Origin of the sequence: Stenotrophomonas sp. ATs4, from assembly GCF_051861585.1 — a bacterium.
GTDB classification, from domain to species: Bacteria; Pseudomonadota; Gammaproteobacteria; order Xanthomonadales; family Xanthomonadaceae; genus Stenotrophomonas; species Stenotrophomonas maltophilia_AS.
Genome location: NZ_JBLYPK010000001.1, coordinates 106,682 through 131,647 on the forward strand (window position 1 = coordinate 106,682; position 24,966 = coordinate 131,647).

At 66.1% G+C, this 24,966-nt stretch carries 30 protein-coding genes and 1 tRNA gene; 24 read left to right on the top strand and 7 right to left on the bottom strand.

Annotated elements, in window-relative coordinates:
• Positions 1-4 precede the first annotated feature (4 nt).
• The 5 genes from ABR323_RS00545 to ABR323_RS00565 form a co-directional block, all read right to left on the bottom strand.
• The gene (locus tag ABR323_RS00545; RefSeq protein ID WP_439447847.1) at positions 5-1,510 is read right to left on the bottom strand and encodes a PepSY domain-containing protein; all 1,506 of its coding nucleotides are present in this window, start codon (positions 1,508-1,510) and stop codon (positions 5-7) included.
• A gap of 11 nt (positions 1,511-1,521) precedes the next feature.
• Positions 1,522-3,660, bottom strand: coding sequence for a TonB-dependent receptor (locus ABR323_RS00550; protein WP_439447848.1), 2,139 nt, complete (start codon positions 3,658-3,660; stop codon positions 1,522-1,524).
• Positions 3,661-3,789: 129 nt separating this feature from the next.
• Positions 3,790-4,185: a DUF2946 family protein gene (locus tag ABR323_RS00555; protein WP_439448163.1), complete on the bottom strand. Its 396-nt coding sequence runs from the start codon at positions 4,183-4,185 to the stop codon at positions 3,790-3,792.
• 213 nt (positions 4,186-4,398) lie between these two features.
• Positions 4,399-4,653: a hypothetical protein gene (locus ABR323_RS00560; RefSeq protein WP_135272555.1), complete on the bottom strand. Its 255-nt coding sequence runs from the start codon at positions 4,651-4,653 to the stop codon at positions 4,399-4,401.
• 11 nt (positions 4,654-4,664) lie between these two features.
• Positions 4,665-4,889, bottom strand: coding sequence for a hypothetical protein (locus tag ABR323_RS00565; protein WP_439447849.1), 225 nt, complete (start codon positions 4,887-4,889; stop codon positions 4,665-4,667).
• A 488-nt stretch (positions 4,890-5,377) separates the two neighbouring features.
• Here ABR323_RS00565 and ABR323_RS00570 point away from each other — a divergent pair, with 488 nt between their 5' ends.
• The 24 genes from ABR323_RS00570 (at position 5,378) to ABR323_RS00685 (ending at position 24,187) form a co-directional block, all read left to right on the top strand.
• Entirely contained in the window at positions 5,378-7,714 is a 2,337-nt protein-coding gene (locus ABR323_RS00570; protein WP_439447850.1) for a VapE domain-containing protein, read from the top strand.
• Positions 7,714-7,989, top strand: a complete 276-nt coding sequence (locus ABR323_RS00575; protein ID WP_439447851.1) for a DUF7696 family protein — start codon at positions 7,714-7,716, stop codon at positions 7,987-7,989. Before ABR323_RS00570 ends, ABR323_RS00575 begins: the two co-directional genes overlap by 1 nt.
• Before the next feature lie 73 nt (positions 7,990-8,062).
• On the top strand, positions 8,063-8,290 hold the full coding sequence (locus ABR323_RS00580) for a hypothetical protein (protein ID WP_439447852.1): 228 nt from the start codon (positions 8,063-8,065) through the stop codon (positions 8,288-8,290).
• 41 nt (positions 8,291-8,331) lie between these two features.
• Positions 8,332-8,970: a hypothetical protein gene (locus ABR323_RS00585; RefSeq protein WP_439447853.1), complete on the top strand. Its 639-nt coding sequence runs from the start codon at positions 8,332-8,334 to the stop codon at positions 8,968-8,970.
• A 154-nt stretch (positions 8,971-9,124) separates the two neighbouring features.
• Complete coding sequence (locus ABR323_RS00590) at positions 9,125-9,508, top strand: hypothetical protein (protein ID WP_439447854.1); 384 nt, start codon at positions 9,125-9,127, stop codon at positions 9,506-9,508.
• Positions 9,509-9,867: 359 nt separating this feature from the next.
• Positions 9,868-10,296 carry a Mor transcription activator family protein gene (locus ABR323_RS00595; protein ID WP_439447855.1) on the top strand — a complete coding sequence of 143 codons (429 nt, stop codon included), beginning with the start codon at positions 9,868-9,870 and terminating at the stop codon, positions 10,294-10,296.
• A complete protein-coding gene (locus ABR323_RS00600) occupies positions 10,293-10,643 on the top strand; it encodes a hypothetical protein (RefSeq protein ID WP_439447856.1) in 351 nt (116 codons plus the stop codon). The genes ABR323_RS00595 and ABR323_RS00600 overlap by 4 nt, the downstream gene beginning before the upstream one ends.
• Entirely contained in the window at positions 10,640-11,125 is a 486-nt protein-coding gene (locus tag ABR323_RS00605; protein WP_439447857.1) for a glycoside hydrolase family 24 protein, read from the top strand. The genes ABR323_RS00600 and ABR323_RS00605 overlap by 4 nt, the downstream gene beginning before the upstream one ends.
• Positions 11,125-11,496: a hypothetical protein gene (locus ABR323_RS00610; protein ID WP_439447858.1), complete on the top strand. Its 372-nt coding sequence runs from the start codon at positions 11,125-11,127 to the stop codon at positions 11,494-11,496. Before ABR323_RS00605 ends, ABR323_RS00610 begins: the two co-directional genes overlap by 1 nt.
• The gene (locus ABR323_RS00615) at positions 11,441-11,743 is read left to right on the top strand and encodes a hypothetical protein (RefSeq protein WP_439447859.1); all 303 of its coding nucleotides are present in this window, start codon (positions 11,441-11,443) and stop codon (positions 11,741-11,743) included. Before ABR323_RS00610 ends, ABR323_RS00615 begins: the two co-directional genes overlap by 56 nt.
• Positions 11,744-11,859: 116 nt before the next feature.
• On the top strand, positions 11,860-12,414 hold the full coding sequence (locus ABR323_RS00620) for a hypothetical protein (protein WP_439447860.1): 555 nt from the start codon (positions 11,860-11,862) through the stop codon (positions 12,412-12,414).
• A complete protein-coding gene (locus tag ABR323_RS00625; protein ID WP_439447861.1) occupies positions 12,411-13,001 on the top strand; it encodes a phage baseplate assembly protein V in 591 nt (196 codons plus the stop codon). Before ABR323_RS00620 ends, ABR323_RS00625 begins: the two co-directional genes overlap by 4 nt.
• 52 nt (positions 13,002-13,053) lie before the next feature.
• The gene (locus ABR323_RS00630; RefSeq protein ID WP_046982780.1) at positions 13,054-13,392 is read left to right on the top strand and encodes a GPW/gp25 family protein; all 339 of its coding nucleotides are present in this window, start codon (positions 13,054-13,056) and stop codon (positions 13,390-13,392) included.
• Positions 13,393-13,394: 2 nt separating this feature from the next.
• Positions 13,395-14,291 (top strand): baseplate assembly protein, encoded by an 897-nt coding sequence (locus ABR323_RS00635; protein ID WP_439447862.1) that lies wholly within the window; start codon positions 13,395-13,397, stop codon positions 14,289-14,291.
• Complete coding sequence (locus tag ABR323_RS00640; RefSeq protein ID WP_439447863.1) at positions 14,284-15,585, top strand: phage tail protein I; 1,302 nt, start codon at positions 14,284-14,286, stop codon at positions 15,583-15,585. Before ABR323_RS00635 ends, ABR323_RS00640 begins: the two co-directional genes overlap by 8 nt.
• 7 nt (positions 15,586-15,592) lie before the next feature.
• Positions 15,593-17,110, top strand: a complete 1,518-nt coding sequence (locus ABR323_RS00645; protein ID WP_439447864.1) for a tail fiber protein — start codon at positions 15,593-15,595, stop codon at positions 17,108-17,110.
• A gap of 4 nt (positions 17,111-17,114) precedes the next feature.
• On the top strand, positions 17,115-17,699 hold the full coding sequence (locus ABR323_RS00650; protein WP_439447865.1) for a hypothetical protein: 585 nt from the start codon (positions 17,115-17,117) through the stop codon (positions 17,697-17,699).
• A 107-nt stretch (positions 17,700-17,806) separates the two neighbouring features.
• A complete protein-coding gene (locus ABR323_RS00655) occupies positions 17,807-19,006 on the top strand; it encodes a phage tail sheath C-terminal domain-containing protein (protein ID WP_135272537.1) in 1,200 nt (399 codons plus the stop codon).
• 2 nt (positions 19,007-19,008) lie between these two features.
• Entirely contained in the window at positions 19,009-19,512 is a 504-nt protein-coding gene (locus tag ABR323_RS00660; RefSeq protein ID WP_135272536.1) for a phage major tail tube protein, read from the top strand.
• Between the two features lie 80 nt (positions 19,513-19,592).
• Entirely contained in the window at positions 19,593-19,883 is a 291-nt protein-coding gene (locus ABR323_RS00665) for a phage tail assembly protein (RefSeq protein WP_312786207.1), read from the top strand.
• A 120-nt stretch (positions 19,884-20,003) separates the two neighbouring features.
• Positions 20,004-22,454 carry a phage tail tape measure protein gene (locus tag ABR323_RS00670; RefSeq protein WP_439447866.1) on the top strand — a complete coding sequence of 817 codons (2,451 nt, stop codon included), beginning with the start codon at positions 20,004-20,006 and terminating at the stop codon, positions 22,452-22,454.
• A 2-nt stretch (positions 22,455-22,456) separates the two neighbouring features.
• A complete protein-coding gene (locus ABR323_RS00675; RefSeq protein WP_135272533.1) occupies positions 22,457-22,924 on the top strand; it encodes a phage tail protein in 468 nt (155 codons plus the stop codon).
• A complete protein-coding gene (locus tag ABR323_RS00680) occupies positions 22,908-23,123 on the top strand; it encodes a tail protein X (RefSeq protein WP_135272532.1) in 216 nt (71 codons plus the stop codon). Before ABR323_RS00675 ends, ABR323_RS00680 begins: the two co-directional genes overlap by 17 nt.
• Positions 23,114-24,187, top strand: a complete 1,074-nt coding sequence (locus ABR323_RS00685; protein WP_439447867.1) for a phage late control D family protein — start codon at positions 23,114-23,116, stop codon at positions 24,185-24,187. The genes ABR323_RS00680 and ABR323_RS00685 overlap by 10 nt, the downstream gene beginning before the upstream one ends.
• Positions 24,188-24,269: 82 nt before the next feature.
• On the opposite strand, the gene ABR323_RS00690 is transcribed toward ABR323_RS00685, so the two are convergent.
• Both ABR323_RS00690 and ABR323_RS00695 read right to left on the bottom strand, forming a co-directional pair.
• The gene (locus ABR323_RS00690; protein ID WP_135272530.1) at positions 24,270-24,650 is read right to left on the bottom strand and encodes a tautomerase family protein; all 381 of its coding nucleotides are present in this window, start codon (positions 24,648-24,650) and stop codon (positions 24,270-24,272) included.
• Between the two features lie 216 nt (positions 24,651-24,866).
• Positions 24,867-24,941: transfer RNA gene (locus ABR323_RS00695), tRNA-Val, on the bottom strand.
• Between the last annotated feature and the right edge of the window lie 25 nt (positions 24,942-24,966).

The window sequence follows — 24,966 nt, forward strand, 5'->3', positions numbered from 1 at the left end:
GGCATCAGCGCCGCCCACGCCGCAGCTTCATCCGCAAACGCCGATAGCCGATCACCGTGGCCGTCGCACACAATGCAGTACCCGCAACACTCAGCAGCAGCAATATACCTAGCCGGGTGGTGTCATGACGCAGCATCGCAGGCAGGTCCCAGCTGTGCAGGAAATAGAACAGCCAGCGCCCCACCCGCTCGCGATGCCCCATGGTCAGCAACGGATCGCCGGTGGCCAGATCGAAGTAGACGCGCGTGGCGTGCTCGTCGCCGAAATCGGCCACCGCTACGGGGAAGCGTCGCACCGCCGCACCGTTCATCGCCTCGGGGGCGCGCGGGTAGAAATACGCGTCGGGCGTGCGCAGGATCGAGAACCCAAGCAACGGTGCCGCCGCCATCGCCTGCGCGTGCTGCTGCAGCCACGCGGTCGACAGGGTCTGGGCGACCTGCAGCCGCCCCTCTGCCTGCGAAACGATGCGCGTACCGCCCTGCCCGTCCAGCAGCACCGCGAACAATTCGCCGCCGATGCGACGCCACTGGATCTCCACCGGCGCGAAGCCCTGCTTCGCCGCTGCACGCAGCAGATCCTGCGGCTGCGCGACGGCGGTATCGAGCGACACAGCCCCGCCGCGATAGCGCGCGGCATCCACTGCACCTGCCGTAGTGCTGAATACCTGCAGCGGGTTCATCGACATCAGGCCGCTGAAGATCCAGGTGAACACGAAGGCCGCAGCACACAATCCGATCAGATGGTGCCAGCGCATCCACGGCTCGACGTACGGCGTCTTCGCACCGGAACGATAGTGCCCACGGAAACGCCAGCGCCACACCCCCACCACGATGCCGCTGATCGCCGCCAGCGTGCACAGCGCGGACAGCACGATCACCACCCACGTCCACACCGGGTCCACCGACTGCATGCGCAGGAAGTACAGCCAGTGCAGCCAGGCACCCACATAGTTCCAGCGCTGCTGCACATGCGGTGCGTCCAGCACCACTTCGCCGGTACGCGAGGACACATAGAGATCACCCGGCTGCGCGCCGCCCACCTCCACCCGGTACAGCGGCCGATGCGCATCCAGCGCACGCGAATGCGTCCAGCGATCTTCGTCCACACGCATCGCGCCGACGAACGCCTGACCGCCGGCGAACTGCGCAGCGGATGCTTCGGCGCGCTGTGCCGACACCGGCAGCAGGGCCTGGCCGGTGTACGCCGACCAGGCGCCCACGTTGCTGCCACTTCGCACCACATACGCCGGCTCGCCACGCAGCGTCGTCAGTGCCACGGCCTCCGGCTCGTTCTGCACGGCGGCCGGCAATGCCGACAGCCCCTGCCAGTGGCGCGCATCCCCCAGCACCGGCAACGCCGCCAGCCGCTCACCCGGCGTCAACTTCGGGTAACCGATGAACAGCATCACCATGCCGCTGACGAACCACAGCAGCATCAGCAGGCACCCACCGATGCCCAGCCAGCGATGCACCAGATAGGTCCAGCGCTTGGCGGTGGATCGCAGCGTCATGGCCGGCGTCCTCAGAAGCGATGATCGACGGTGAATTCGACGCGGCGGTCTGCACCCAGCAGCCACTGCGTGCTGGTGTAGTACGCGGTGGCGTAGTACGCCTTGTCGAACACGTTGAACAGCCGCGCGGACAGCCGCGTGCGCGGTGCCGCCTGCCAGGTCAGCGCAACGTCAGTGGTGCTGTAGCCGGGCAATTCCAGTGTGTTGGCATTGTCGGCGTAACGCTTGCCGACATAGCGGATGCCCGCCGCTGCGCTCCAGTCGGGCAGGAACTGCCAGCTCAACCATGCATTGGCCAGGCGCTCGGCCACGTTCGGTGGCACGTTGCCATCACGCGACACCAGCACCGCCGGCGAACCGGTGGTTTCCAGGAAGTCCTCGAACTCGGCCTTCAGCACCGTGGCATTGGCATCCAGCGACCAGTGCGGCGCGAAGTTCCAGTTCAAGGACGCCTCAATGCCACGCGAGGTCTGCGCGCCCACCTGCACCCGGCGATCCGGGACCAGCGGATCGCGGCTGAGCAGCCCGGTCTTGCGGATGCGATACGCCGCCAGCGTCCACTCGCCACCATCGAAGGCCTGCTTCAGGCCCACCTCGATCTGCCGCCCCTTGGCCAGATCGAACGCTCCATTGGCGGGGCTGATCATCAGCAGGCCACTGACCGGGTCCGCCGCCTGCGAATACTGCGCATAGAGGCTGAGCGTCGGCTGCAGCGCGAACACCGTGCCTGCACGCCAGCCGGTGCTGCTATAGGTCTTCGAGAACGCGTTCTGGCCGCTGATCAGATCGGTGCGATCGATGCGCGCGCGGTCGTGACGCAGCCCACCCAGTACCGACCAGCGTTCGCTCAACGCCAGACGATCTTCCACGAACAACGCGTACTGCTCGGCACGGTTACGGTAGCGCGGCAGGTTGGGCGCATCGCTGGCGAACTGGCCTGGCACCGGATCGAACGGATCGACCGGGCCCGAGCTGCCGGCATAGGTGTTGTTGGTGTGCTTGAAGTGCGCGCGGTTGGCGTCCAGGCCCACCGCGAAGTTGTTCGCCCATCCGCCCACATTGCCCTGCACACGCAGCGTCGAGGTCAGTCCGGTCTGGTCCTGGTTGTGGGTGATCTCGGTATTGCCCGAGCGATCGATCAAGCCGGTAGCGCGGTTGTAGACATAGGCCTCGGCATTGCGCCAATCGCGCTGGCTGTCGATCTGGTAGAGGCGCGTGCGCCATTCCACGTTCGCGTTCGGTGTCCACAGCGCATCAAGCTGGGTCCAGCGGTCGCGGTAGCGGATCTCGCTGTCGTCCACGTTGTAGTTGCGGTGGCGCAACGCCTCCAGCTGGCGACCCTCGACCAACGGCGTGCCGAAGTAGCGCATCGGCTTCTGGTAGCCCTGCGCATGGGTGAGGGTCAGCTGCAGGTCCGGGCGCAGCTGCCACAGCAACGCACCGGAAAAAGTCGCGTCGCTGTTGCGCCCACGATCAACCCAGCCACCGCTGTAGTTGCCACTCACATCCAGCCGATAGGCCAGGTCCGGGGTCAACGCACCGCCACTGCCGAAGCCCAGGCGCGCGGTGTCCTCGCTGCCCACGGTTACGCTGATCTCGTTCTCGATGGCGCCACGCGAGGGCTTCTTCGGCACGATGTTGATCACGCCGCCAATCGCACCGTCGCCATGGATCACTGAAGCCGGCCCACGCAGTACTTCGATGCGCTCGATCGACCAGGTATCAAAAGGGAAGGTGATGCCCACGCCACCGTACTGGCGCAGCCCGTCGTACAGGCGCATCACCGAGGCGCCATCGGTGAAGCCACGGCTGGACAGCGCACTCAGACCATTGCCCGGGTGCGGCATGGCACTGATCGCACCGGCGCGACCGATCGCATCGCTGAGGTTGCTGTCGCCGCGCTGTTCCAGCTGCTCGCGCGAGATCACCGTCAGGCTGGCCGGCGTCTGCAGCACGCTCAGGCCCAATGCAGAGCCGGCACTGGCGGTGGAAGACAGTTCACCGTTGCGGGTATCAACCACGCGCACGGTATCCAGCGTGGTCGGTGGTGCCCCGTCGGCGGCAAGTACGGGGGCGGTGTGCAGCACCAACGCGCACAGGACAGGCAGCGCCGCCCGGTGCAGGCGCGCGGAGTTGGGGTTCGTTTTCATTTGTTCACGGCATGCAAGGCCACCCCGCAATGGCAGGGCAGCTCAAGGAGTTCGTAGAATGCGCACGCCGTAGTGCCAGGCCATGCCTGGCAGCTCGCGAAAATCAATCCAAAGGCGTACGCGCAGGGCTCAGACGGCCATCAGGGCCGGCGGCCCACGCGCGCCCAATGTGCCGCTGATCCGCTGCGGCAACGCCTGCACCGCACCGCGCAACGCGCGGCATACCGGCGCCATCGGCGCCAACAGCAGCAATGCCGCCACCAACAGGGTGATCAGCCGCGCGGCGATCAGGCAGTAATCGCAGTCCACGCCCATCTCATGGTCGGCGTGTGGATCGGCAGCCGGCTTCGGCGTCGATTCGCCGTGCTGCATCGCCATCGCGTGATGGTCGTGGTGCCCTTCCATCGCGTGCTGCGCATGTTCCGCATGCATCGCGTGGCCCATGGCTGCCACCGGTGCGGCAGCGGCAACGTGGCCATGCGCCAGCCAGCTGCTCACCAACGGGGCGAGCAGCACCAGCAGCATGGCAAGCCATGCCAGGGCCTGGAACCGGCGGTGGAGGACAGAACGACGCACGCCGCCATTCTACGGGGCCATGGCCAACCTTGGACCACGTTCAGGGTTGCCCTGCAGGCAGTGCGACGTTATGACGCAGTCTCGGATGCGCCGCGCATTGGGTATCCCCCGGGGGGGACGGAAGGCGACCGCACCGGCCCCTTCCGTCCCCGCACCGCGCCGCTAGAACCGTGCGGGCTGCTGCACCGCGCGTTCCAGGAACATGACACCCGCCTGCAGGCTGTTGCGGGCGTTCTCCAACCAGCGCTCCGGGTCGGCCACCGCGAATCGCTCCTGTGCATCCACGTCCCCCGCATCGGCCAGATCGGCCAACTGCAGATGGATGTGGTTCTCCACCAGGCTCACCAGCAGGGCGAGCTCGGCCGACAATCCGGCGATGCGTTCGGTGAAGCCAGCGTCGTTGCTGTTCAGAGACATGTCCCCTGTTCCTATGCGTTGCGGTGTTGATGGATGGCTTCGAAACGCTCGGCACAGGCAGGCCCACAGAACAACCTGGCCGGATCGTTGTTGAAGTCTTCGCTGCAGTCCGGGTTGTGGCATTCCCCAATGGGTGTGAGAGGGGCAACGCTGCTGGCCCGCATTGCGTGCTGGGCCAGTGCGCGTTGCAGGTGGCGCGCTTCCAGTTCCTGCGCTTCGTCGATGGTGTCCGTCATGCCAGTCGTATTTTATCGAGGGGTGGTCGCACCGAATGAGAACGCTGCGGCAGCAAGGCATGCCGCGCCCGTTTCATCGGATGGGCGTGCTTCAGTGGGGTCGATTTCAGGCATGCAGGCTCCTTGTGCATGGGCGCCCAGGCCGGGCGATTGAGTCGAAAAACGGCCGTCCGGAACGGCCACGCCATCATCGGAAAACCGGTTCTCGCCAACTGCGACGGAACACGCGGATGCATGCGATCTGCGATCGTCATCGCATGTCCCAGGCGAGCTTTCCCACACCGTGCCAGCAAGGGACAAAAGGTACTGAAAGGTGTTGCAAAAAGAATTGCGTTCCGACACCATGACGGCCTCAACACCTCCAATCACTTACTGACCACTTCGCGTCGGGCGGCCACCGCATGGCCTGCGCACGGCAGGCAACGCACAGCACCCTGGCCGCCATCGGTCGCTGTGAACCGAAACATGTTTCAGGGGGACCCCGCCGAATGCACACAACGCACCCATCACAGGACGTCGTTCCCGCGTTCCTGCAGGCCATGCACGCGCACGGCATCGTGCCGGACGCGCGCGGTCGCGATGCACTCAATCCCGACGGCACGCTTGTGCGCTTCCATGTGGAGGGCGACCGCCGCGGTTCCCGCAATGGCTGGGCCGTGCTGTTCGGTGACAACGTTCCAGCCGGTGAGTTCGGCAGCTGGCGTACCGGAACCCGCCATGCGTGGTGCGCGAAGTCACCCACCACACTGAGCACCGCCGAGCAGCGTGCTATCCGCCAGCGCCAGGAACGGGCCCGTGCCGAACGCGAACAGCAGCAGCGCGAGCGCGAGCACGCAGCGGCCAAGGCTGCCAACATTCTGTGGAACCGCGCCGTGCCCGCCGATGGCAGCCATCCCTACCTCGTGCGCAAGGGCATCCATGCACACGGCCTGCGCGTGGCGGCGTGGCCGATACGCAACAGCGATGGCCTGGTGTTCCGTCACATCGACAACGCGTTGCTGGTGCCGGTGATGAACACAGCGGGCCGGATCGTCTCGCTGCAGGCAATCTTTCCACGCGTGGACCCGGCTCTGGCCCGCGACAAGGACTTCCTGGCGGGCGGCCGCAAGCAGGGCTGCTTTCACGTCATCGGCAAGCCGCAGCCACACCAGCCCATCGCCATCGCCGAGGGCTATGCCACTGCGGAGTCGATCCACCAGGCCACCGGCTGGTGCGTGGTGGTCGCCTGGGACGCCGGCAACCTGGCACCGGTAGCCCATGCCTGGCGCAACGCCGTGCCCGATGCCAGCTTCGTACTCTGTGCAGACAACGACCAATGGACCCGGCAGCCGCTGGACAACCCCGGTGTCACCCAGGCTACCCACGCTGCGGCGGAGATCGACGCGCGCGTGGTTTGGCCGGAGTTCGCCGTTGTACATGGCGATGATGACCGTCCCACCGATTTCAACGACCTGCATCTGCGCGAAGGCCTGGAGGTGCTGCGCGCCCAGCTGTTACCCGCGCCAGCGACGGCACCGGAGGACGCCCCGGGTGACGATGACCCTCCGCCAGTGCGCGCCACGCACTACCTGGTGCCCGGCAATCTTTCCGCGTTCGATACGTTCACTCCGTTCCCGGACAGCAGCGCGCGTGGCCGGCCGCTGCCGACCGCGCGCAACCTGGCCGAACTGTGCCGGCGCACCGGGGTGACCGTGCGCTACAACGTCATCCGCAAGGACCTGGAGGTCCTGGTTCCGGGCCTGCAGAGCACGGTGGACAATGCCAAGGAAGTGGCCGCCGGCGAGGTGATGGACTGCATGCATCGCGCTGGCATGGCCACGGCCAGTTTCGAGACCAACCTGTGCCAGGTGGCCGAGGCCAACCCCTACAACCCGGTCGCCAGCTGGATCACCTCGCGGCCATGGGATGGCCAGCCACGCCTGCAGGACTTCTTCGATACCGTGCAGGAGGCCCGCCCCACCTGCATGACTGATGGCCGCATCCTGAAAGAGGTGTTGATGCGACGCTGGCTGATCTCGGGTGTGGCCGCAGCGTTCGAACCGGACGGCCTAGTGGCGCGTGGCGTGCTGACCTTCGTGTCGAAACAGAACCTGGGCAAGACCCGCTGGGCACGGCAGCTGGCACCCGCCGAGCTGCAGCTGATCGCCGACGGCGTGGTGCTTGATCCGGCCAACAAGGACAGCGTCAAGCAGGTCATCTCCAAGTGGATCGTCGAACTCGGCGAGGTCGACGCCACCTTCCGCCGCACCGACATTGCTGCGTTGAAGTCATTCATTTCGCGCAGCCATGACGAGATCCGCCGCCCCTATGCGCGTACGGAATCGCGCTATGCGCGGCGCACCATCCTGTTCGCCAGTGTCAACGATGAGCGCTTCCTGCGCGATGCCACCGGCAACACCCGCTGGTGGACCGTACACGCCGTGGCATTGGGCGAACCGGCGCGGATCGACATGCAGCAGGTATGGGCCGAAGCTCACGCGCTGTACCGCAGCGGTGAGACCTGGCACTTGTCCAGTGAGGAGCTGGATACGTTGAATGCCACCAACAGCGAGCATGAACCGATCTCGCCGATCGCCGAGCTGATCGACCGCCACTTCGACTGGTCCGTTCCCGCCGAACACTGGAGCGCACAGTACCGTGCGACCGAGATCGTCATCGCGGTGGGGATCGACAGGCCGAACCGCCGCGAGGTCAACGAGGCCGCCGCCTACGTGGTCAAGCGTCATGGCGTGTGTACCAGGGTGGTGGGCAAGGAGCGCGCCAAGGTGTGGCTGATGCCAGTGCGCAAGCTCACCCTCGGCGAGCACGCGGCGGGTCCGTTCTGATGCCACCTGTGCGCGACGGTCGCGAGCTCGGCATCGACAGCGCCGACTGGCGACTGGCCTGCGAGGCACGCCGCCTGCTGCTGCTTGGCGGCTACCGCTGCATGGATGCCTGTGGGCGCTGGAGGACGGTCAGTCCGCGCCGGCACCGACAGCAGTATCTCGAACGTGTGCAGGCGATCCGGGGCCATGCCGAGCGCGACCGCCTCGCAGCGTTGGCGCTGCAGTTGTGGTCTACCCACCCTCCAGACAATACACGCAAGGATGTAAGTAGATGAAAGGTGTTGACTAGTTGCGTCCCCAAGATCAAGATGCGTGCACCGGCTACGCCACCTTCCAGGAGCACACGCCATGCCTCGCGCCCGACTGCATGCCTTCGAAGGCGAACAGCTGACTGTGCAGCAGATCCATCTACGCGTTCCCATCCTGTCCGAGCGCACCATCCGCGACCATCTGGCCGCCGGCCGTCGCACCCGCTCCGCCATGTTGTGCTTCGACCCGATTGCGGCGGCAGCGCGCGGTGGCCGCATCACCCAGCGCATCCTGCGCGCCCGCAGCACCGCCGCACGTGATTCCTGATCCACCGGCAGCGACCACGCCCTTCCAGGAGTAGATTCCCCATGATTCCCGCTTCCCTCGACAGCGGCCATCGCATGATCGCCGACACGCTGGCCGCGTTCCGTGCCGGGCCTGCCCTGGCCAGCACTGCGCTTCGCGCACGCCCGCAGGCGGGCCCGCCGCTCTACATCGGCATCGCCGGCGCCAAGCGTGCGGGCAAGGACACCCTCGCCAACGGGCTGGCGTCGGCACTGGCACTGCCCTGCGACAGCTTCGCCGCACCGCTGCGGCAGTTCGTCGCGTCCATCCTCGGGCTCTCCCTGCGTGAACTGGACAGCCGCAAGGAGGACACCATCGACTGGCTGGCCGAACTCACTCCTCGCCACCTGATGCAGACCGCGGGTACCGAATGGGGCCGCGACCGCGTCCATCCCGAGCTGTGGGTACGCTCGCTGTTCGCGCGCCTGCCTGCGGGAGGACTGGTGCCCGACGTCCGCTTCACCAATGAAGCCCGCGCGATCCGTCGCCGCGGTGGTGTCGTGATCCGCGTCAGCCGCCCGGGCCATGGCGGCCATGACACCCACGACAGCGAGCAGCCACTGCCCGATGAACTGGTCGACATCGAGGTGAGCAACGACGGCAGCCAGGCCGATCTGGTACGCAGGACGCTGAACCAGCTGCTGTCGCGCGGCGCGATCTGAGCCTGGAGCAGGGCCGCACTGCCCTGTCTCTTCCCCTGACCCAACCGCAGGTTCCGGCCCATCATCGACGAAAATGAGGTATGGTCGTCCCCCATCACCGACGGCACCTGCCGTCACCCTGCATCCCCAACCGCTTTTGAAAAGAGGAAATGTCATGGAGGTCGAACAGTTCACGTCGACGCGCCAACAGGCCATCGAATTGTTCAAGTCGCAGCCCAAGGGTGGCAAGGACATCGTGAGCCTGGATGCGATCTTCATTGCACTGTGCTCGCTGGCCAATGCCCAGACGGGGACCGGCAATGCCCAGCAGCCGCGCACAACCGCCCGCCCTGGCAGCCAGCAGCCGCCTGCACCGTGGTTCACCGAAACCCTGGCCGCTCTCAAGGGCAAGGGCGAGTCGATCACCGTTGCGCGCTTCCTGATGTTCGCCAACCGCTTCCCGGTCAAGCGCATGGACCAGGTCAACGCCGCGCGCTGGCTGCGCGATGCCGGCTACATACCGCGCAAGACCGGCGGCAACCTGGTGTTCGATCTTTGATCCAGCCTGACCTGCAGTCCTGAAGCCCCGGCATCGTCCGGGGCTTCTTCGTTTCAGGGCCTGCGCGCCGCATGAGGATGGGTACGCTCGGGCCATCCTCACCCTGTACCTGCCGTATTCCCTTGCCCTGCCGTTGTTTCCTTCCGGTGAGGACAAGGAGCACTACAAGAACGGCTGAAACCCAGAAGCAGCCGGTCAACCGGGTACAGCGCTTCACATATGTGCTCCTGGAGGCCCTCACTGGACCTCGCCTACGGCTCTGAACGCCTTCAGCACGCCAGAACGAAAGTGGATGAAAGGTGTTGACCAAAGTCACGGGATGGCAACAGTGGATATCCATGCCACTGAACAGCCTTCCCATGAACGCCTTGCCCGACAGCATCCAGACCCTGGCCGAGGTCATCGGCGAATCCGCAGCCCTCACGCTGGTGCGTGCGTGGCCGCCGACCACCTCCAGCACCACCGGACGCCATCGCGTCATCGTCTACGTACCCTCCAGCCTGCCGGACCAGCACCGGCTGATCGACATCCTTGGCCATGAGGTCGCCCAGCGACTGGTTGCGCACTTCGGTGGCGAGCTGCTGTTCCTGGCATCGTGCTTCGCGGCCAGTGCACATGAGCGCCGCGAGCAGATCGCACGCGCGGTGGCCAGCGGCATGCCCCGTGAGCATGTCGCGCGCGAGTTCGGCGTCTCCCAGACCACCATCAAGCGCGCGCTGCGCGGTGCCCGTTCCGCGTCGCCACTACCGGTCCACCCGGCCCTGCTCAAGGGGTACGCGCGCGCATGAACGAGAGCGACCTGCTGGCCAGCGTGCCGGACTGGGCCAAATACCTGGGCGGTACCTCCGGCGTATTGATCGCGGTATCACTGTGGCTTCGGCAATGGCTGTCGTCAGCCAAGGTCGACCGTACCGCCGACGAAGCCACCAGCAACACCCTGCGCACCCTGCAGGAGCAACTGGCGGCCGAGCGCACGCGTGCCGATGACCTGATGCACGAACGCGAAGCGATGGCCCAGGAGATAGGCCAGCTGCGCGGCGAAGTCAGCGCCCTGCGCGCGCAGGTCGCCCAGCAGAGCGTGCAGATAGCTGCGCTGCTGGACCTGGTGCGCAAGCAACCTGGAGCTGCGGCATGACCGCCGCTGCAGCCAGCGCCCTCGGCGGCGCCAACGTCGCCGCGTTCCTGGACATGCTGGCCGTTTCCGAAGGCACCGACATCCCAGGCCAGCGCTCGCGTGACCGCGGCTACGACGTGATCGTCGGTGGCCAGCTGCTCAACGACTACCGCGACCATCCGCGCGTACTGGTGTCGCTGCCGCGTTACGGCATCAAGTCCAGTGCCGCCGGCCGCTACCAGTTCCTGCGCAGCACCTGGGATGACCTGCGTGCACGCCTCGGCCTGCCCGACTTCGGCCCGGTATCGCAGGACCGCGCGGCAGTGGCCCTGCTCAAGCAATGCGGTGCCTATGAGCTGGTCCGCCTCGGCCGCTTCGATGCCGCCGTCAGCGCGGCACGACGCATCTGGGCCTCGCTTCCAGGCGCCGGATATGGGCAGAAGGAGCACGCGCTGGAAACGTTGCGCGCGGCCTATCGTGCCGCGGGTGGGGGCCCGCCTTGATGCCGATCCCTCTGAAGTTGCGCATTGCCCTGGTTGCACTGTTCACCAGCCATGTGGCCTGCGCCTGGCTGGGTTGGACACTGCGCGACCGCAGTGCCGACCGCGCCGTCGCGGTGGCGCAGGCGGCACAGCAGGCGCTACGGGCCGACAACGCGCAGGCCGCCTACCGGCAGGGCCAGGCCAACGCACGAGCCGGTGCACAGGCTGAATCACAGCACGTCGCCGCACAGGCCACGCGCAGCCAGCAGTTCAACGCCCTGCAACGGGATATCGAGACCCATGCCAAGACCCCTGGCCGCAATCGCGGCAATGCTGATGCTGAGTTCATGCGCATCTGGCGCGAAGCCAACGCCGGCTCCTTGCCACATTGATCTGCACATCGCACCAGCACAGCTGCGCGCGCCGCGGGCGCTGCCGGATCTGCAGGCCGCCGACGACGATGCGCTGCTGCGCAACCACGTCGCCGTGGCGCGGTACTACCACGAACTGGCCGACCAGTTGCGCGCCCTGCTGTGCAGCCTTGGCAGCCAGCAGGGCTTCACCCTCAATGGCGCGCCACCACTGAAGCCAGCGGGATGTACCGCCGGTGACAGCACCGGCGGGTATGGCCGGTACTGAGCCGGACCACGGCCACGCCTGCAATGTCCCGCGCTCCAGGTGATGGCAACACTACATGCAGACAGCGCGCGTCTTCCTCGATCGCGCGCGCCCTCCCATTCAACGTACGAGCTGACATGGCGACCGACTCCCAACCTTCCACTCTCGACGTGCTGCATGCTGCTGTCGAAGCCGCGATACGCGCGCGCTTTCCAGGCTTCGCAACCGTCGAGTTCTATCGCGACGCAAGCGCTGAAGGACTGGCCACGCCGGCCTGCCTGCTGGCACTGACCCGCTGTGATCGCGGCAAGGACAACGACGACGGCAGTGGGCAGCTGCAGGCCATGTTGCGCTTCGAAGCGCGAATCGTCGTGGCCACCGCCAATGCAGGCACAGCGCTGCAGCTGCGTAACAGCGCCGTTGGCCTGGCGACCTGGCTGCACCAGCTCGGCCGATTCCCCGGCGCTCCCAGTGGAGCGATCGAAGTGATCGCCGCACTGCCCGAGGATGCCGCAACGGCACAGCCCGGGCTTCGCACCTGGGTGGTCGAGTGGGCGTTACCGGTCGCGCTCGGCAGTAACAGCTGGGAAGACACCGGCGGCGTGGTGCCGCAGGCCTTCTACAGCTTCGTACCGGAGATCGGTCGCGATCATCAGGCCCGCTACCAGCCCATCGAGGGAGCAGCACCATGAGCGCCGAACACGCCAGGCTGATCGGGAACCTGTTGATGATCGGCGTCGTGCGCGAGCTGGATGAGGCCAATGGCCGCGTACGCGTTGATGCCGATGGGATGCTCACCGACTGGATTCACTGGCTGGAACGGCGTGCCGGGCCCGGCGTGCGCAGCTGGTGCGCCCCTGAGCCCGGTGAGCAGGTGGTACTGGCATGCCCCTATGGCGACCCGGGCCAGGCACTCGTGCTCGGCAGCCTGTACCAGGATCGTTTCCCGGCGCCGGCCGATTCGCACCTGCGGCAGCGCACCGAGTTCGCCGACGGCAGCTTTGTCGAGTACGACCGGGAAACCACCACACTGACCGTCAATGTCGGCAGCGGCAAGGTGATCGTCAACTGTGCAAGTGCACAGGTGATCGCCAGTGAATCGATCGTGCTCGACACACCGTCGGTCAAGGCGACCGGCGACCTGGACGTCACCGGTGCGATCAGTGCGGGCAAGGACATCAGCACACCGGGCGACGTCAAGGCCGGCGTCATCGGCCTGAAGTCACACATGCACACCGCACAGGGTCCAACCGCACCCACCACGCCCGCGCAGCCCTGAGCGGCCACGCGTGCAATGCCCTGAAAACCCGCACTCCACGACGATAGAGGCCATGCGAGGAATCGACGCCAACACTGGCAAACCACTGGATGGGCTGGCCCATCTGCATCAATCCGTGCGTGACGTTCTCACCACGCCCCTGGGCTCCCGCGTACTGCGTCGCGAGTATGGCTCGCGTGTGTTCGAACTGATCGATGCGCCGACCAACCGCTCGCTGCGCATGGACCTGATCGCGGCAACCGTCGACGCACTCGCGCGATGGGAACCGCGGCTCCACGTCGAGAACGTCGACGTCTCCCTCCCCGCCCCCGGCGTGATGATCCTGGCAGTGACCGGAATCCATCTGCCCGACGGCGAGGCCATCACCATCGAAGGAATCGAGGTTCGCTAACCGTGGCATCCGGCTCGTTCACCAGTGTCAATCTCTCCCAACTGCCTGCACCGGCGGTCATCGAAGTGCTCGATTTCGAGACGCTGTTCGATGAATCGTTGACCGCACTGCAGGCGCTCGACCCCACCTTCGACGCGCTGCTGCCGTCGGACCCGGCCTTCAAGATCCTGGAGGTCTGCACCTACCTGCGCCTGCTCGACCGCCAGCGCGTCAACGACGCCGCACGCGGCGTGATGCTGGCCTACGCAGTCGGCAGCGATCTGGATCAGCTGGCCGCGATCTTCGGCATCGGCCGCCAGATGCTGGACCCTGGCAAGCCGCAGGAGGGCGTCCCGCCGCGCTACGAGAACGACGAGGATTTCCGTCGGCGCATCCAGCTGGGACCGGAAGGATTCAGCGTAGCCGGGCCGGAAGGCGCCTACATCTTCCACGCGCTGAGCGCCGATCCGCGCGTGCTCGACGCCAGCGCGACCAGTCCGTCGCCGGGGGAGGTGGTGGTTTCGGTGCTCTCGCGTGAAGCCGATGGCACCGCCACCCAGGGGCTGCTCGATGCAGTGGAAGCGAAGCTGAGCGCGGCCGACGTGCGTCCGCTGACGGACCACGTGCTGGTACGCACGGCGGCGATCGTCAGGTACGCGGTCACTGCCACGCTCTATACCTTCGCCGGCCCGGATTCACAGGTGGTGCTGGCCGAAGCACGCGCGCGCCTGGATCGCTACATCGCCGAGTCGCATCGGCTCGGCCGCGATGTCACCCGCTCGGGCCTGTTCGCCGCATTGCATGCCGAGGGCGTGCAGCGCGTGGAGATTGCCAGCCCGTCGGCTGACGTGGTGGTGGACCGGACCCAGGCCACTTACTGCAGTACGGTGACCCTGACCCATGGCGGCAACGATGAGTGATTCCACCACACGCCTGGTCAATGCACGCCTGCGCGGCGCGATCGATGGGCACAACCTGCAGTTCCGCCATCCCGGTGGCTCGCTGGCCACCCTGCAGGCGGTGTACCGCACTGACTGGCAGGGACGCCTGAAGCTGTCGGATACGCTGCGGCGCAACCTGCAGCGCTTCTCGGCGTACTTCGACCATCCCCGGTGGAAAGGCTTCTACCTCAAGCCGGCCAACCTGATACCAGGTGCGCTGGCCCCAGATGGCAGTCTCAACGCGTACTCCTTCCCCGTCTCCGACGCGACCGGGGGGCCGGAACAGAACTTCGCCGGCCTGGTGGACGAGGACGGCAGCTCGTTTCCCAACGGTGCCATGCGCACCATCAGCGTCTGGCTGCGTGCAACCGAACCGTGCGCCATCGACTTCGGCATGCGCACGACCGGCCCAGGCAGGACGCGCCTGCAGGTGGGCACCGAGTGGAAGCGCTACAGCTACACCTACACGGCGACCGCGGATGACGCGCCACGGGGCATGAGCATCGTGCTGGATCGACTGGCCGCCGGGAATCGCGGTCTGAAGCCCGACAGCCTCGTTCATGTCTGGGGCGCGCAGGCCGAAGAAGGCCGTGTAGCGACAAGCTATATCCATACCCTGCCGCAACAGATGGGGAGGATCGACTACAGCGTGGTCAACAACGTGGTCACTCTGAACTACTTGCCCGCCCCCGGTTCGATCATCGACGGCGATGCGTTGGTCAGGGTACCGGCCGCCGCCAACCTGCTGCCCCCCAATGCCACCCACGCCGAACGGGCGCTGGCCCGCGCTGCGGTGACCCGCCCGCTGCCGGTGGACATCACCGCGCTGTGGGATGCGGACCGCTGCCCAGCCGCGTTGCTGCCATGGCTGGCCTGGGCGTTGTCCGTCGACGAATGGAAAGCCTACTGGCCGGAGACGGTGAAGCGTGCGCGCGTGCGCGCCGCGATCGCGATCCAGCGACGCAAGGGCACCTGGGGCAGCGTACGTGATGTGGTCGCCGCCTTCGGTGGCTCGATCCTGATCCGCGAATGGTGGGAGATGCAGCCACCGGGCGCGCCGCACACCTTCGAAGCGGTGATGACCATCGCCAACCAGGGCGGCGAGACCGCCACCGCCAAATTCGTCGACGACGTGATCGGCGAGATCACGCGCACCAAGCCGGTGCGCTCGCACTTCACCTTCACCCAGGGCATGCAGGCCAGCGCCGGTATCGGTGCGCTTGCCGGCGCCCATGGCACCACCTTCCGCCGCATCCAACTGATCGGAGAGTAAACCCCGCATGCGCTTGAAAATCACCGACGCCGGCTTCGCCAGGCTGGTCAACCCACCCAATACCGGCACCAGTGCCGTACTGATCACCGAGATCGGCCTGACCTCCACGGCGTTCACACCGTCGGCCGGGCAGACCACGCTGCCCGGCGAGATCAAGCGTGTCTCGACCTTCGGCGGCAAGGCCGTGGGCGATGACACGCTGCACGTAACCATCCGCGACGACAGCGCAGCGGCCTACAGCCTGCGGGGCTTCGGCCTCTACCTGGGCGACGGCACGCTGTTCGCAACCTTCGGCCAGGCCGATCCGATCATGGAGAAGACCGCGGCCTCGATGCTGCTGCTCTCCACCGATACCCGCTTCAGTGAAGTCGATACCGCGCTGATCGAGTTCGGCAATGCCGAGTTCATCTACCCGCCGTCCACCACCGAGGTGCAGGGCGTGGTCGAACTGGCCACCCCCACCGAAACCGAGGACGGTGCCGACACGCAACGTGCAGTCACCCCGCGTGGCCTGCGTGCGTTCATCGACAAGCGCTTCGGCGCCAGCGCACCGACCCAGTTCGTGCGCACGTTGTTGTCGATCGCCACCGATGCTGCGTTCCGTTCCGCATTGGGCCTGAAATCGGCCGCATTGAAGGATGAGGGCGCCGACAAGGGCCTGGACGCCGACCTGCTCGATGGCCGCCACGGCACCCACTACCTGGACTGGCGCAACATGACCGGCGTGCCATCCAGCGTGCACGTGCCTGGCCAGGTGATCCTGTTCGCCGGCGCCACCGCACCCAACGGCATGCTGCTGTGCAACGGCGCCGCCGTGCTGCGTGCCAGCTATCCGGCACTGTTTGCAGCCATCGGTACCCGCTACGGTGCCGGTGATGGTGCAACCACCTTCAACCTTCCGGCAATGCTGGAAGGCACGGTGGTCACCCACACGCTGAACCCGGACGCGGTCGGCAGCTTCACCCAGGGCGAGGTGATCCGCCATGCCCATGGCGCCAGCGCGGCAACAGCAGGCAACCATAGCCACGCCATCTCCGTCGGCGCAGGCGGCGCGCACTCCCACGGCGCCAGTGCCAGTGCCGTGGGCGACCACGCGCATGGTGCGTGGACCGATTCGCAGGGTCACCACGGGCATACCGGTGGCACCTCCTGGGTGGGCGATCACCAGCATCTCACCGCGTTCGCGGAATCGGGTACCACTTACCCGTGGGGCGCCGACTACAACAACCACATGGGTTCGCGCGGCAACCTGGACTACGACAACCCCTGGCCGTACACCAGCCCGGCCGGTGGCCATGCACACAGTTTCACTACCGACGGCGCGGGCGCGCACGGCCACAACATCGGCATGAATGGCGCTGGCGCCCACTCGCACACCATTTCCATCGCCCAGGTCGGGGACCACGGCCATGCCGCTTCGGCCGCCGACGCCGGTGCACACACCCACGCCATCGTGGTGGAGAACACCGGTGGCGACCGCAACCTGCCTGCCGGCCTGCGGATGATCTATTGCATCGCGTACTGAGGACATGAGCTTGCCTACTGAACCGCGCTTCGCGCACTCCTACGATCCCGACACCCGCGCCTACATGGGCAAGGTCCGCCTGCAGCCCTCGCCCGATGGTGCATGGAACCTGCCCGACTTCACCGTGGACGTCGCCCCCCGCCAACCTGCAGGCGAGTACCAGGCACTGCGCCTGGCCGACGACGGCTCACGCTGGGAAACGGTGGCCGATTTCCGCAACTGCATGCTGTGGGACACGCGCACGGCAACGGCGGTACCGAATCGCCTCGCGCTCGGCCAGCCCTTGCCGAAGGACGTGACCCTGTCGGAACCGTTCAAGCTGGATGGCACCACGGCGCAATACAACGCGTGGAATGCCAGCCGCCTCGAATGGGCCCTGCTGCCGGACTACAGCGCGCGTCCCCTGTGGAACAAGCGCGATGCCAGCTTCGCCACTCCCGTACCTCGCGGCGTAGCACTACCGGCCACGGTCACCGATCTTGCGCCGCCCGGCGACCGCAGCTACCCGGTCACCTTCGACGAAGCCAGCACTGCCTGGGTGATGGTCGCTGCACCCGAACCCGAAGTGCCCACGCTGCCGCAACCGTGATGCCGGGCCACGGCTGCAATTAATCCAGCCGTGGCCAGATACGAACATGTACCCATGCGGCGCAGCTCGCGACCGCAGCACCCACCCAACCAAGGAAAAAACAACGCATGGCCGAATTTCTGCATGGCGTGCAGGTCGTCAACATCGATGGTGGTTCCCGCTCGATCGCTGTTGCCTCGACCAGCGTCATCGGCATCGTGGGCACCGCGCCCCGCGCCGACAAGACCGCCTTCCCGTACAACACTCCGGTCCTGGTGACCTCGCGTTCGCAGGCAGCCAAGCTGCTCGCCAACGCCGCAACCGAAGTCGATGAGGGCACCCTCCCGGGCCAGCTCGACGCCATCTTCGACCAGTCCAACGCCGTCGTCGTCGTCGTCCGCGTCGAGAAGGGCGCCACCGAGAACGACACCCTGGCCAACGTGCTGGGCGGCGTGAATGCGCAGACCGGTGCCTACACCGGCGTGCACGCGCTGCTGGCTGCCAAGTCGGTGGTCGGCATCAAGCCGCGCATCCTGGCGGTACCGGGCTTCACCCACACCCACGAAAAGCGCGACACAGAGCTGCTGGCCAACCCGGTCGTGGCCGAACTGCTGGGTATCGCCGACAAGCTGCGCGCGGTGATCATCAAGGACGGCCCGAACAGCAACGACGAGGCGGCCAAGAGCACCACCACCCTGACCGGCTCCAAGCGTGTCTACGTGGTCGACCCGGCACTGCTGGTGCAGTCCGGTGATGCCATCATCACCCGCTACGCCTCGGGTGCCGTGGCCGGCGCCATCGCCCGCAGCGACAACGAACGTGGCTGGTGGGCATCGCCGTCGAACCTGGAGCTCAACGGTGTGGTCGGTACCGCACGTGCGATCGACTTCGGGCTGTCCGATGCAACCAGCCGCGCCAACCTGCTGAACCAGTCGAACGTGGCAACCATCATCCGTGAAGGTGGCTTCCGCCTGTGGGGCAACCGCACCGCCAGCATCGATGCCAAGTGGCAGTTCCTGTGCGTGGTGCGCACCGCCGACATCATCGCCGACAGCCTCGAGGCCGCCCATCTGTGGGCCGTTGACCGCGGCATCAGCAAGACCTACGTCGATGACGTGCGCGAGGGCGTCAATGCCTTCCTGCGCGGCCTGAAGACCCAGGGCGCGATCCTCGGCGGCAACTGCTGGGTCGACCCCGACCTGAACGCAGCGGACAGCGTGGCCCAGGGCCGCTTCTACTGGGACTTCGACTTCACCCCGACCTACCCGGGTGAGCAGCTGACCTTCCGCATGCACATGAACAACAACTACGTCTCGGAGATCTTCTAAGCATGGCGCGCAAGATCCGCAAGAACTTCAACTTCTACGTCGACGGCAAGGGCTATGCCGGCAGCGTGGTCTCCTTCACCGCCCCCAAGCTGACGCTGAAGACCGAGGACTTCCAGGCCGGTGGCATGCTCGCCCCGACCGAGATCGTACTCGGCCACGAAAAGCTGACCGCCGAAGTGACCTTCGCTTCCGATGACGCGGAGATCATGTCCAAGTTCCACGTCATCGAAAGCAAGGAATACGGCTTCACCGCCCGCGAAGCACTGGAAGCGGACGACGGCACGGTCTCCCAGGTCGTGCACAACATGCGCGGCAAGGTGAAGTCGCTGGACCGCGGCGAGACCAAGGTCGGTGAGAAGGGCACGGTCAAGGTCGGCCTGGCGCTGAGCTACTACAAGCTGACCCATGGCGCGCAGGTGGTGCAGGAGATCGACGTGACCAACATGATCGCCCGCCAGGGCGGCGTGGACGCACTGGCCGGCATCCGCGGTGCGCTGGGCATCTGAGCCCGCATCGCACTGAAGTACACGGGGGCGCATCGCGCCCCCGCATCCACCGCACTCCATCGATATCCAGGAACACATCCATGTCCAGCAAGACCAAGACCAGCACCGACACCGTCATCGAGCGCGACGGCTATGCCGAAATCACCCTCTCCCGCCCGCGCCAGGTCAATGGCGTGGACACTGCCGTGCTGCGCATGCGCGAGCCGACCGTGGAAGACATGGAGCGCTACCAGGACGACAAGGGCACCGATGCCCAGCGCGAAGTCCGCATGATCGCCAACCTGTGCGAGATCGCGCCCGACGACGTGCGCAAGATGCCGCTGCGTGACTACGCCCGCCTGCAGGCCGGTGTCGCGCTTTTTACCACCTGACCCTGCCGCAGATCAGGCAGGGAGCGCTCGCCCTGGCCGGGCATACCGGCTGGGGACTGGGCGAGATCATGACGCTGCGGGTGTCGAAGTTCATCTGGTGGATACAGGGATTGCCGGTACATGGCGAGTAACGTTCAAACGACAACGATCACGATCGGCGGCTCGGTCTCCAAGTCGCTGCAGGACGCGCTGTCCTTCAGCAACGATGGCCTGAGGCGTCTTGGCGATGAAGCGGACAAGCTCGAGCGCAAGCTCAACCTCATGGGCAGGTCGAGCAGCCAGTTCGCCCGCATGCGCATCGAAGCCGACGCGCTGCGCGCCTCGCAGGAAGCACTGCAACGCATCGAAGACAAGCGCACGGCCAATCTCGAGAAGCGTGAAAAGCTCGGATCGGCATTCGGCGATGCCCGTGGCATGCTCGGCAATGCCATCACCACGTTGGCCAAGCCGGTGGAGAACGCCGCCGGCTTCGTACGCGAGAACCAGGCCATCGGCAACGCCGCCAACCTGACCCGCTCCCAGGTCAAGGCACTGGGCGAGACCATCCTGGCCGAATCCGGACGCACCTATCAGGGCGCCGGTGAACTGCAGCGCGCGATCAGCCAACTGGTTGGCGCCGGCATCGACGCGCAGGCCGCACAGGCCAGCCTCGGCGCGATCGGCCGCACCACCACCGCCACCGGCGAGAGCATCGACGACGTGACCCTGGCCGCGTCCGGCCTGCAGCAGGCGCTGAAGATCGACCCCAGTGGCCTGCAGTCAGCGTTGGACGTACTGGTCGTGGCCGGCAAGGATGGCGGCGTCGGCCTGAAGGACATGGCAGGCGCGCTGCCGGTGCTTGGCAGCGCGTTCCAGTCGCTGCAGATGCATGGCAATGCAGCCGCGGCCACCATGGGTGCGGCGCTGGATGTCGCCCGCCAGGGCGCCGGTGGTGCCGACGAAGCGGCTGGCAACATGCAGCGCTTCATGGCCAGCATCCTCTCGCCGGACCTGCAGGCCAGGGCCAGGAAGGGCTTCAAGCTGGACCTGCGCAGGATCATCAACGAGGCGCAGACCACCGGCGGCAATCCGTTCGATGCAGCGATGCAGGGCATCATCCAGGCCACCTCGGGCGACCAGGCAAAGATCGGCAAGCTGTTCGGTGATGCACAGGCGCAGAACTTCGTGCGCCCGATGATCCAGAACTGGGAGGAATACACCCGGATCCGCGACAAGGCCCTGTACGCGTCGTCAGGCACCACCGATGCCGGCTTTGCAGCAAAAATCCAAAGCGATCCGGAAAAGATCGAAGGCGCGAAGATCGCCGTCGACAATCTGTCCAAAGCCTTCGGTACCGCCCTGCTGCCCGCGGTCGGCGAAGCGGCGGTGAAGCTGACCGAGCTGCTGAACGGGGTGACCTCGTTCGTGCAGGAGAATCCCAAGCTGATCGCCAACACCACCCAGGTCGTGGTTGGCATGATGGGCATGCGCACCGCTGTGCTCGGCGTGCGCTATGCCTGGACCTTCCTGCAGGGCCCGATCCTGGCCGTGCAGAAAGCCTTCGAACTGTTCCGCGGCGGCAGCCTGCTGGCCCAGCTGGGGCAGTTCGGACCGACCGCCATGCGCCTGGCGTCCGGCTTCCGCGTGGTCGCCACTGCTGTCGGTGCCATCGGCGGAGGACCGATCACGCTGGCCATTGCAGCCATCACCGCCGGTGCACTGCTGGTGCGCAAGTACTGGGAGCCCATCAAGGCCTTCCTCGGTGGCGTCTGGGAAGGTCTCAGCGGCGCAGGTACCGCTGCCATGGGCGAACTGATGCGTGCCGTCGAACCGCTGCGTCCGGCATGGGAAGTCATGAGCGGGCTGATCGGACAGGCCTGGGACTGGCTGTCCAGGATGCTGGAGCCGGCGCAGTACACCGGCAACGAGCTTTCGCGCGTGGCCGAGATCGGCTCGCTGGTGGGTGAGGCCCTGCTGACCAACTTCCGCATGGTCATCCAGGTCATCGGGGGCGTGGTGCAGACCGTTGTCTGGCTGGGCGAAATGCTGGGCATGGCTGCCGGCTGGATCACCGTCACGTTGGGCGGTGCCTGGGACGCGATCATGGCATCGGCAGGCGCGGCCATCGATTGGATCATGGGCAAGCTGCAGCCGTTGCTGGACGGCATCAGCTGGGTGGCAGACAAAGTGGGCGGTGGCCTTGGCTTCCTCAAGGACAAGGCCGTCGAAGGCGCCGGTATCGCCCTTGACCGCGCAAACGTGGGCAAGGCCGTGTATGGCTCCATGGCCGCCAACGGCGGCGGCGGCATCGGTGACATGGCACGTGTCGCCTACGCGGTAGGCAGCAACGACGGTGATGGCCTGAAGCGGCGCATGGCCGACCTCGGCAGCGCACAGCAAGGGCGACAGGCGCCGTCGATGCCCTCGGGCGCCCCACCCATGCCCACGACCGTGCAGCAGCAACAGACCAACAACATCACCATCCACCAGCAGCCCGGGGAATCCAGCGAAGCCCTGGCGCGGCGTACCGCCAATGCACTGCAGCACCAACAGGCCGTGCAGGCCCGCGCCACCCTCGGAGACAGGAACTAAGCATGAAGCGCGAGTTCGTAACCGCAACCCTCGACAAGCTGCTGCCTGGTTTCCAGAGCAACGACTCAGGCAACGCGCCCGTGCTGCTGATGCTGGGCGGCTTCAAGTTCAGCCTCAACACCGCGGTGTTCCAGGAGATCCAGCAATCCAACGAGTTCCGTTGGCAGGCCCAGGAGCGTGTGGGCCAGTTGGCCGCCCTGCAGTACATCGGTCCAGGCCAGGCCACCATGACACTGCCAGGGGTGTTGAATCACGAGTTCCGCGGCAAGGGCAACCAGATGTCGGAGCTGCGCAGGCTGGCCGCACAGGGCGCGCCACAGCGGCTGCTGACCGGCCGTGGCGGCAACCTCGGCCTGTGGGTGATCGACAAGGTCGAAGCCACCAGCAAGCACTTCACCGCCGATGGCGAAATACGCCAGCAGACCTTCACCCTTTCCCTGCGGAAGCACAGCCATGGCACGAACGTATAACACCCGCGACGGCGACGTCGTCGACCGCATCGCGTACTCGCACTATGGCGAGCAGTCACCATCGATCGTGCGTGCGGTACTGGATGCAAACCCCGGCCTGGCCGGTCGCGGCGCAGTACTGCCGGCCGGGGTCACCCTCATCCTGCCCGACGTTCAGCGTCCGGCCACTGAACGCAAGGGAGTCGCACTGTGGGACTAGGCATCGCACCGGCGTTCCGCCTGGTGGCCAACAGCGAAGACATCACTGACAAGATCATGTCGCGCTTCAAGTCGCTGCGCATCACTGACGAGACCGGCACCAGCGCTGACATGCTGGAACTGCAGTTGGCCGACCATGACCCATCCGACCCGATCCAGCTGCCGCCTGCGGGCGCGGAGCTGGAAGCCTTCATCGGCTATGACGGCGAAGTGCGGCGCATGGGCCTGTACGTCTGCAATGAGGTGGAGATTTCCGGCTACCCGGGCAGCATGACCCTGCGCGCACACGCGTCGCCCTTCGAAACAAGCAAAGGCGGCAAGAACGATCTGCAGACGCAGAAAACGCGCACCTGGAAAAAGGGCACGACGATCGGCGGGATGGTCACGCGGATGGCTGCCGAACATGGACTGACCGCTGCGGTGAGTGCAGCCCTGGCATCGATCGTGCTACCGCTGACGGCGCAGTCGCAGGAATCGGACATGAACCTGCTGCTGCGCCTGGCCAAACAGCACGACGCCATCGCGAAGCCGGGCGGTGGGCACCTGCTGTTCGTCAAACGAGGCGAATCCACCAGTGCCAGCGGCGAGCGCATTCCCGACGTCACCCTTACCCCTGCCGATGGCAGCGCCTACAAGGTGACCATCGCCTCACGCGAGAAGACCGGCACCACCATCGCCTATTACCGCGATGTACGCGGTGCCAAGCGCCAGGAAGTGAAGGTGGGCAGCGGTGAACCGATCGTTCGCCTGCGCATGGCCTATGCCGACCGCGCCACCGCCGAAGCCGCAGCCCGCGCCAAACACCAGGAGCAGGCCCGGCAAACGCGTACGCTCAGCTACAGCCTGCCCGGCCGTGAGACGTTGATGGCCGAAGCCACGGTGGTGATGCAGGGCTTCCGCGATGGCGTGGATGGGCAGTGGCTGGTCAAGCGCGCCGAGCACAACATCGGCAACGACGGCTACCGCACCAGCATCGAGTGCGAACAGCCCAACAGCGCCGACGCGGTGAAGGCCGCCAGCAGCGCCGCGGTCAAGCAGACCCCGCAGGTGGGCAGCGAAGTGTAGATCCACGCCATGCGTGGATTGGCCTCTCAGCCCCTGCCGGGCTCGCAGTAGATCCACGCCATGCGCGGATGCTCTCCGCGCATCAACTCACGTACTGCGCCTGACCGTTACCAAACGACCAGTTCTCTTTCTTCACTTCCACCAGATTGATGAACACATCCTCGCGGCGGATGCCCACCGCCGCGTGCAGGCCATCGGCGATGCCCAGGTACAGCGCCTTCTTCTGCTCCAGCGTGCGTCCTTCATTCCAGGTGATCTGGATGCAGATGAAGTCGTCGGTGCGGTCCACGCCCAGGTAGCCGGGGTCGTAGATCAGCGCGCCAGGCTCGTGCTCCTGGAAGATCTGGAAGCGATCGTTCTCCGGCACGCCCACCGCGCGCATGGCCTGGTAGATGGTTTCGCCGACGCGTTGCAGGTAGTCGGCGGATTTACCTTTGCGAAGATCGATGCGGGCGAGCGGCATGGTGGCACTCCAGAGTGGATGGGCACAGCAATGGGCTGAGACTACGCCTGCCTGGGGTGGCGGGACAGCGCATGGTGCGCAGGAAGAGCGGCAACCATCGTCATCGCAGCAGACGTTCCTCTCCGGCCTCGATGCGCTCCGCACCGGTGATGACCAGGACGGGTCCCGAGCAACAAAAAAGCCCCCATTTCTGGAGGCTTTCTTCGTTCTGCAACATGGTGGGCGGTACAGGGATCGAACCTGTGACCCTTGCCGTGTGAAGGCAATGCTCTACCGCTGAGCTAACCGCCCGGTGTTGCTGAGCCGCTCATTATAG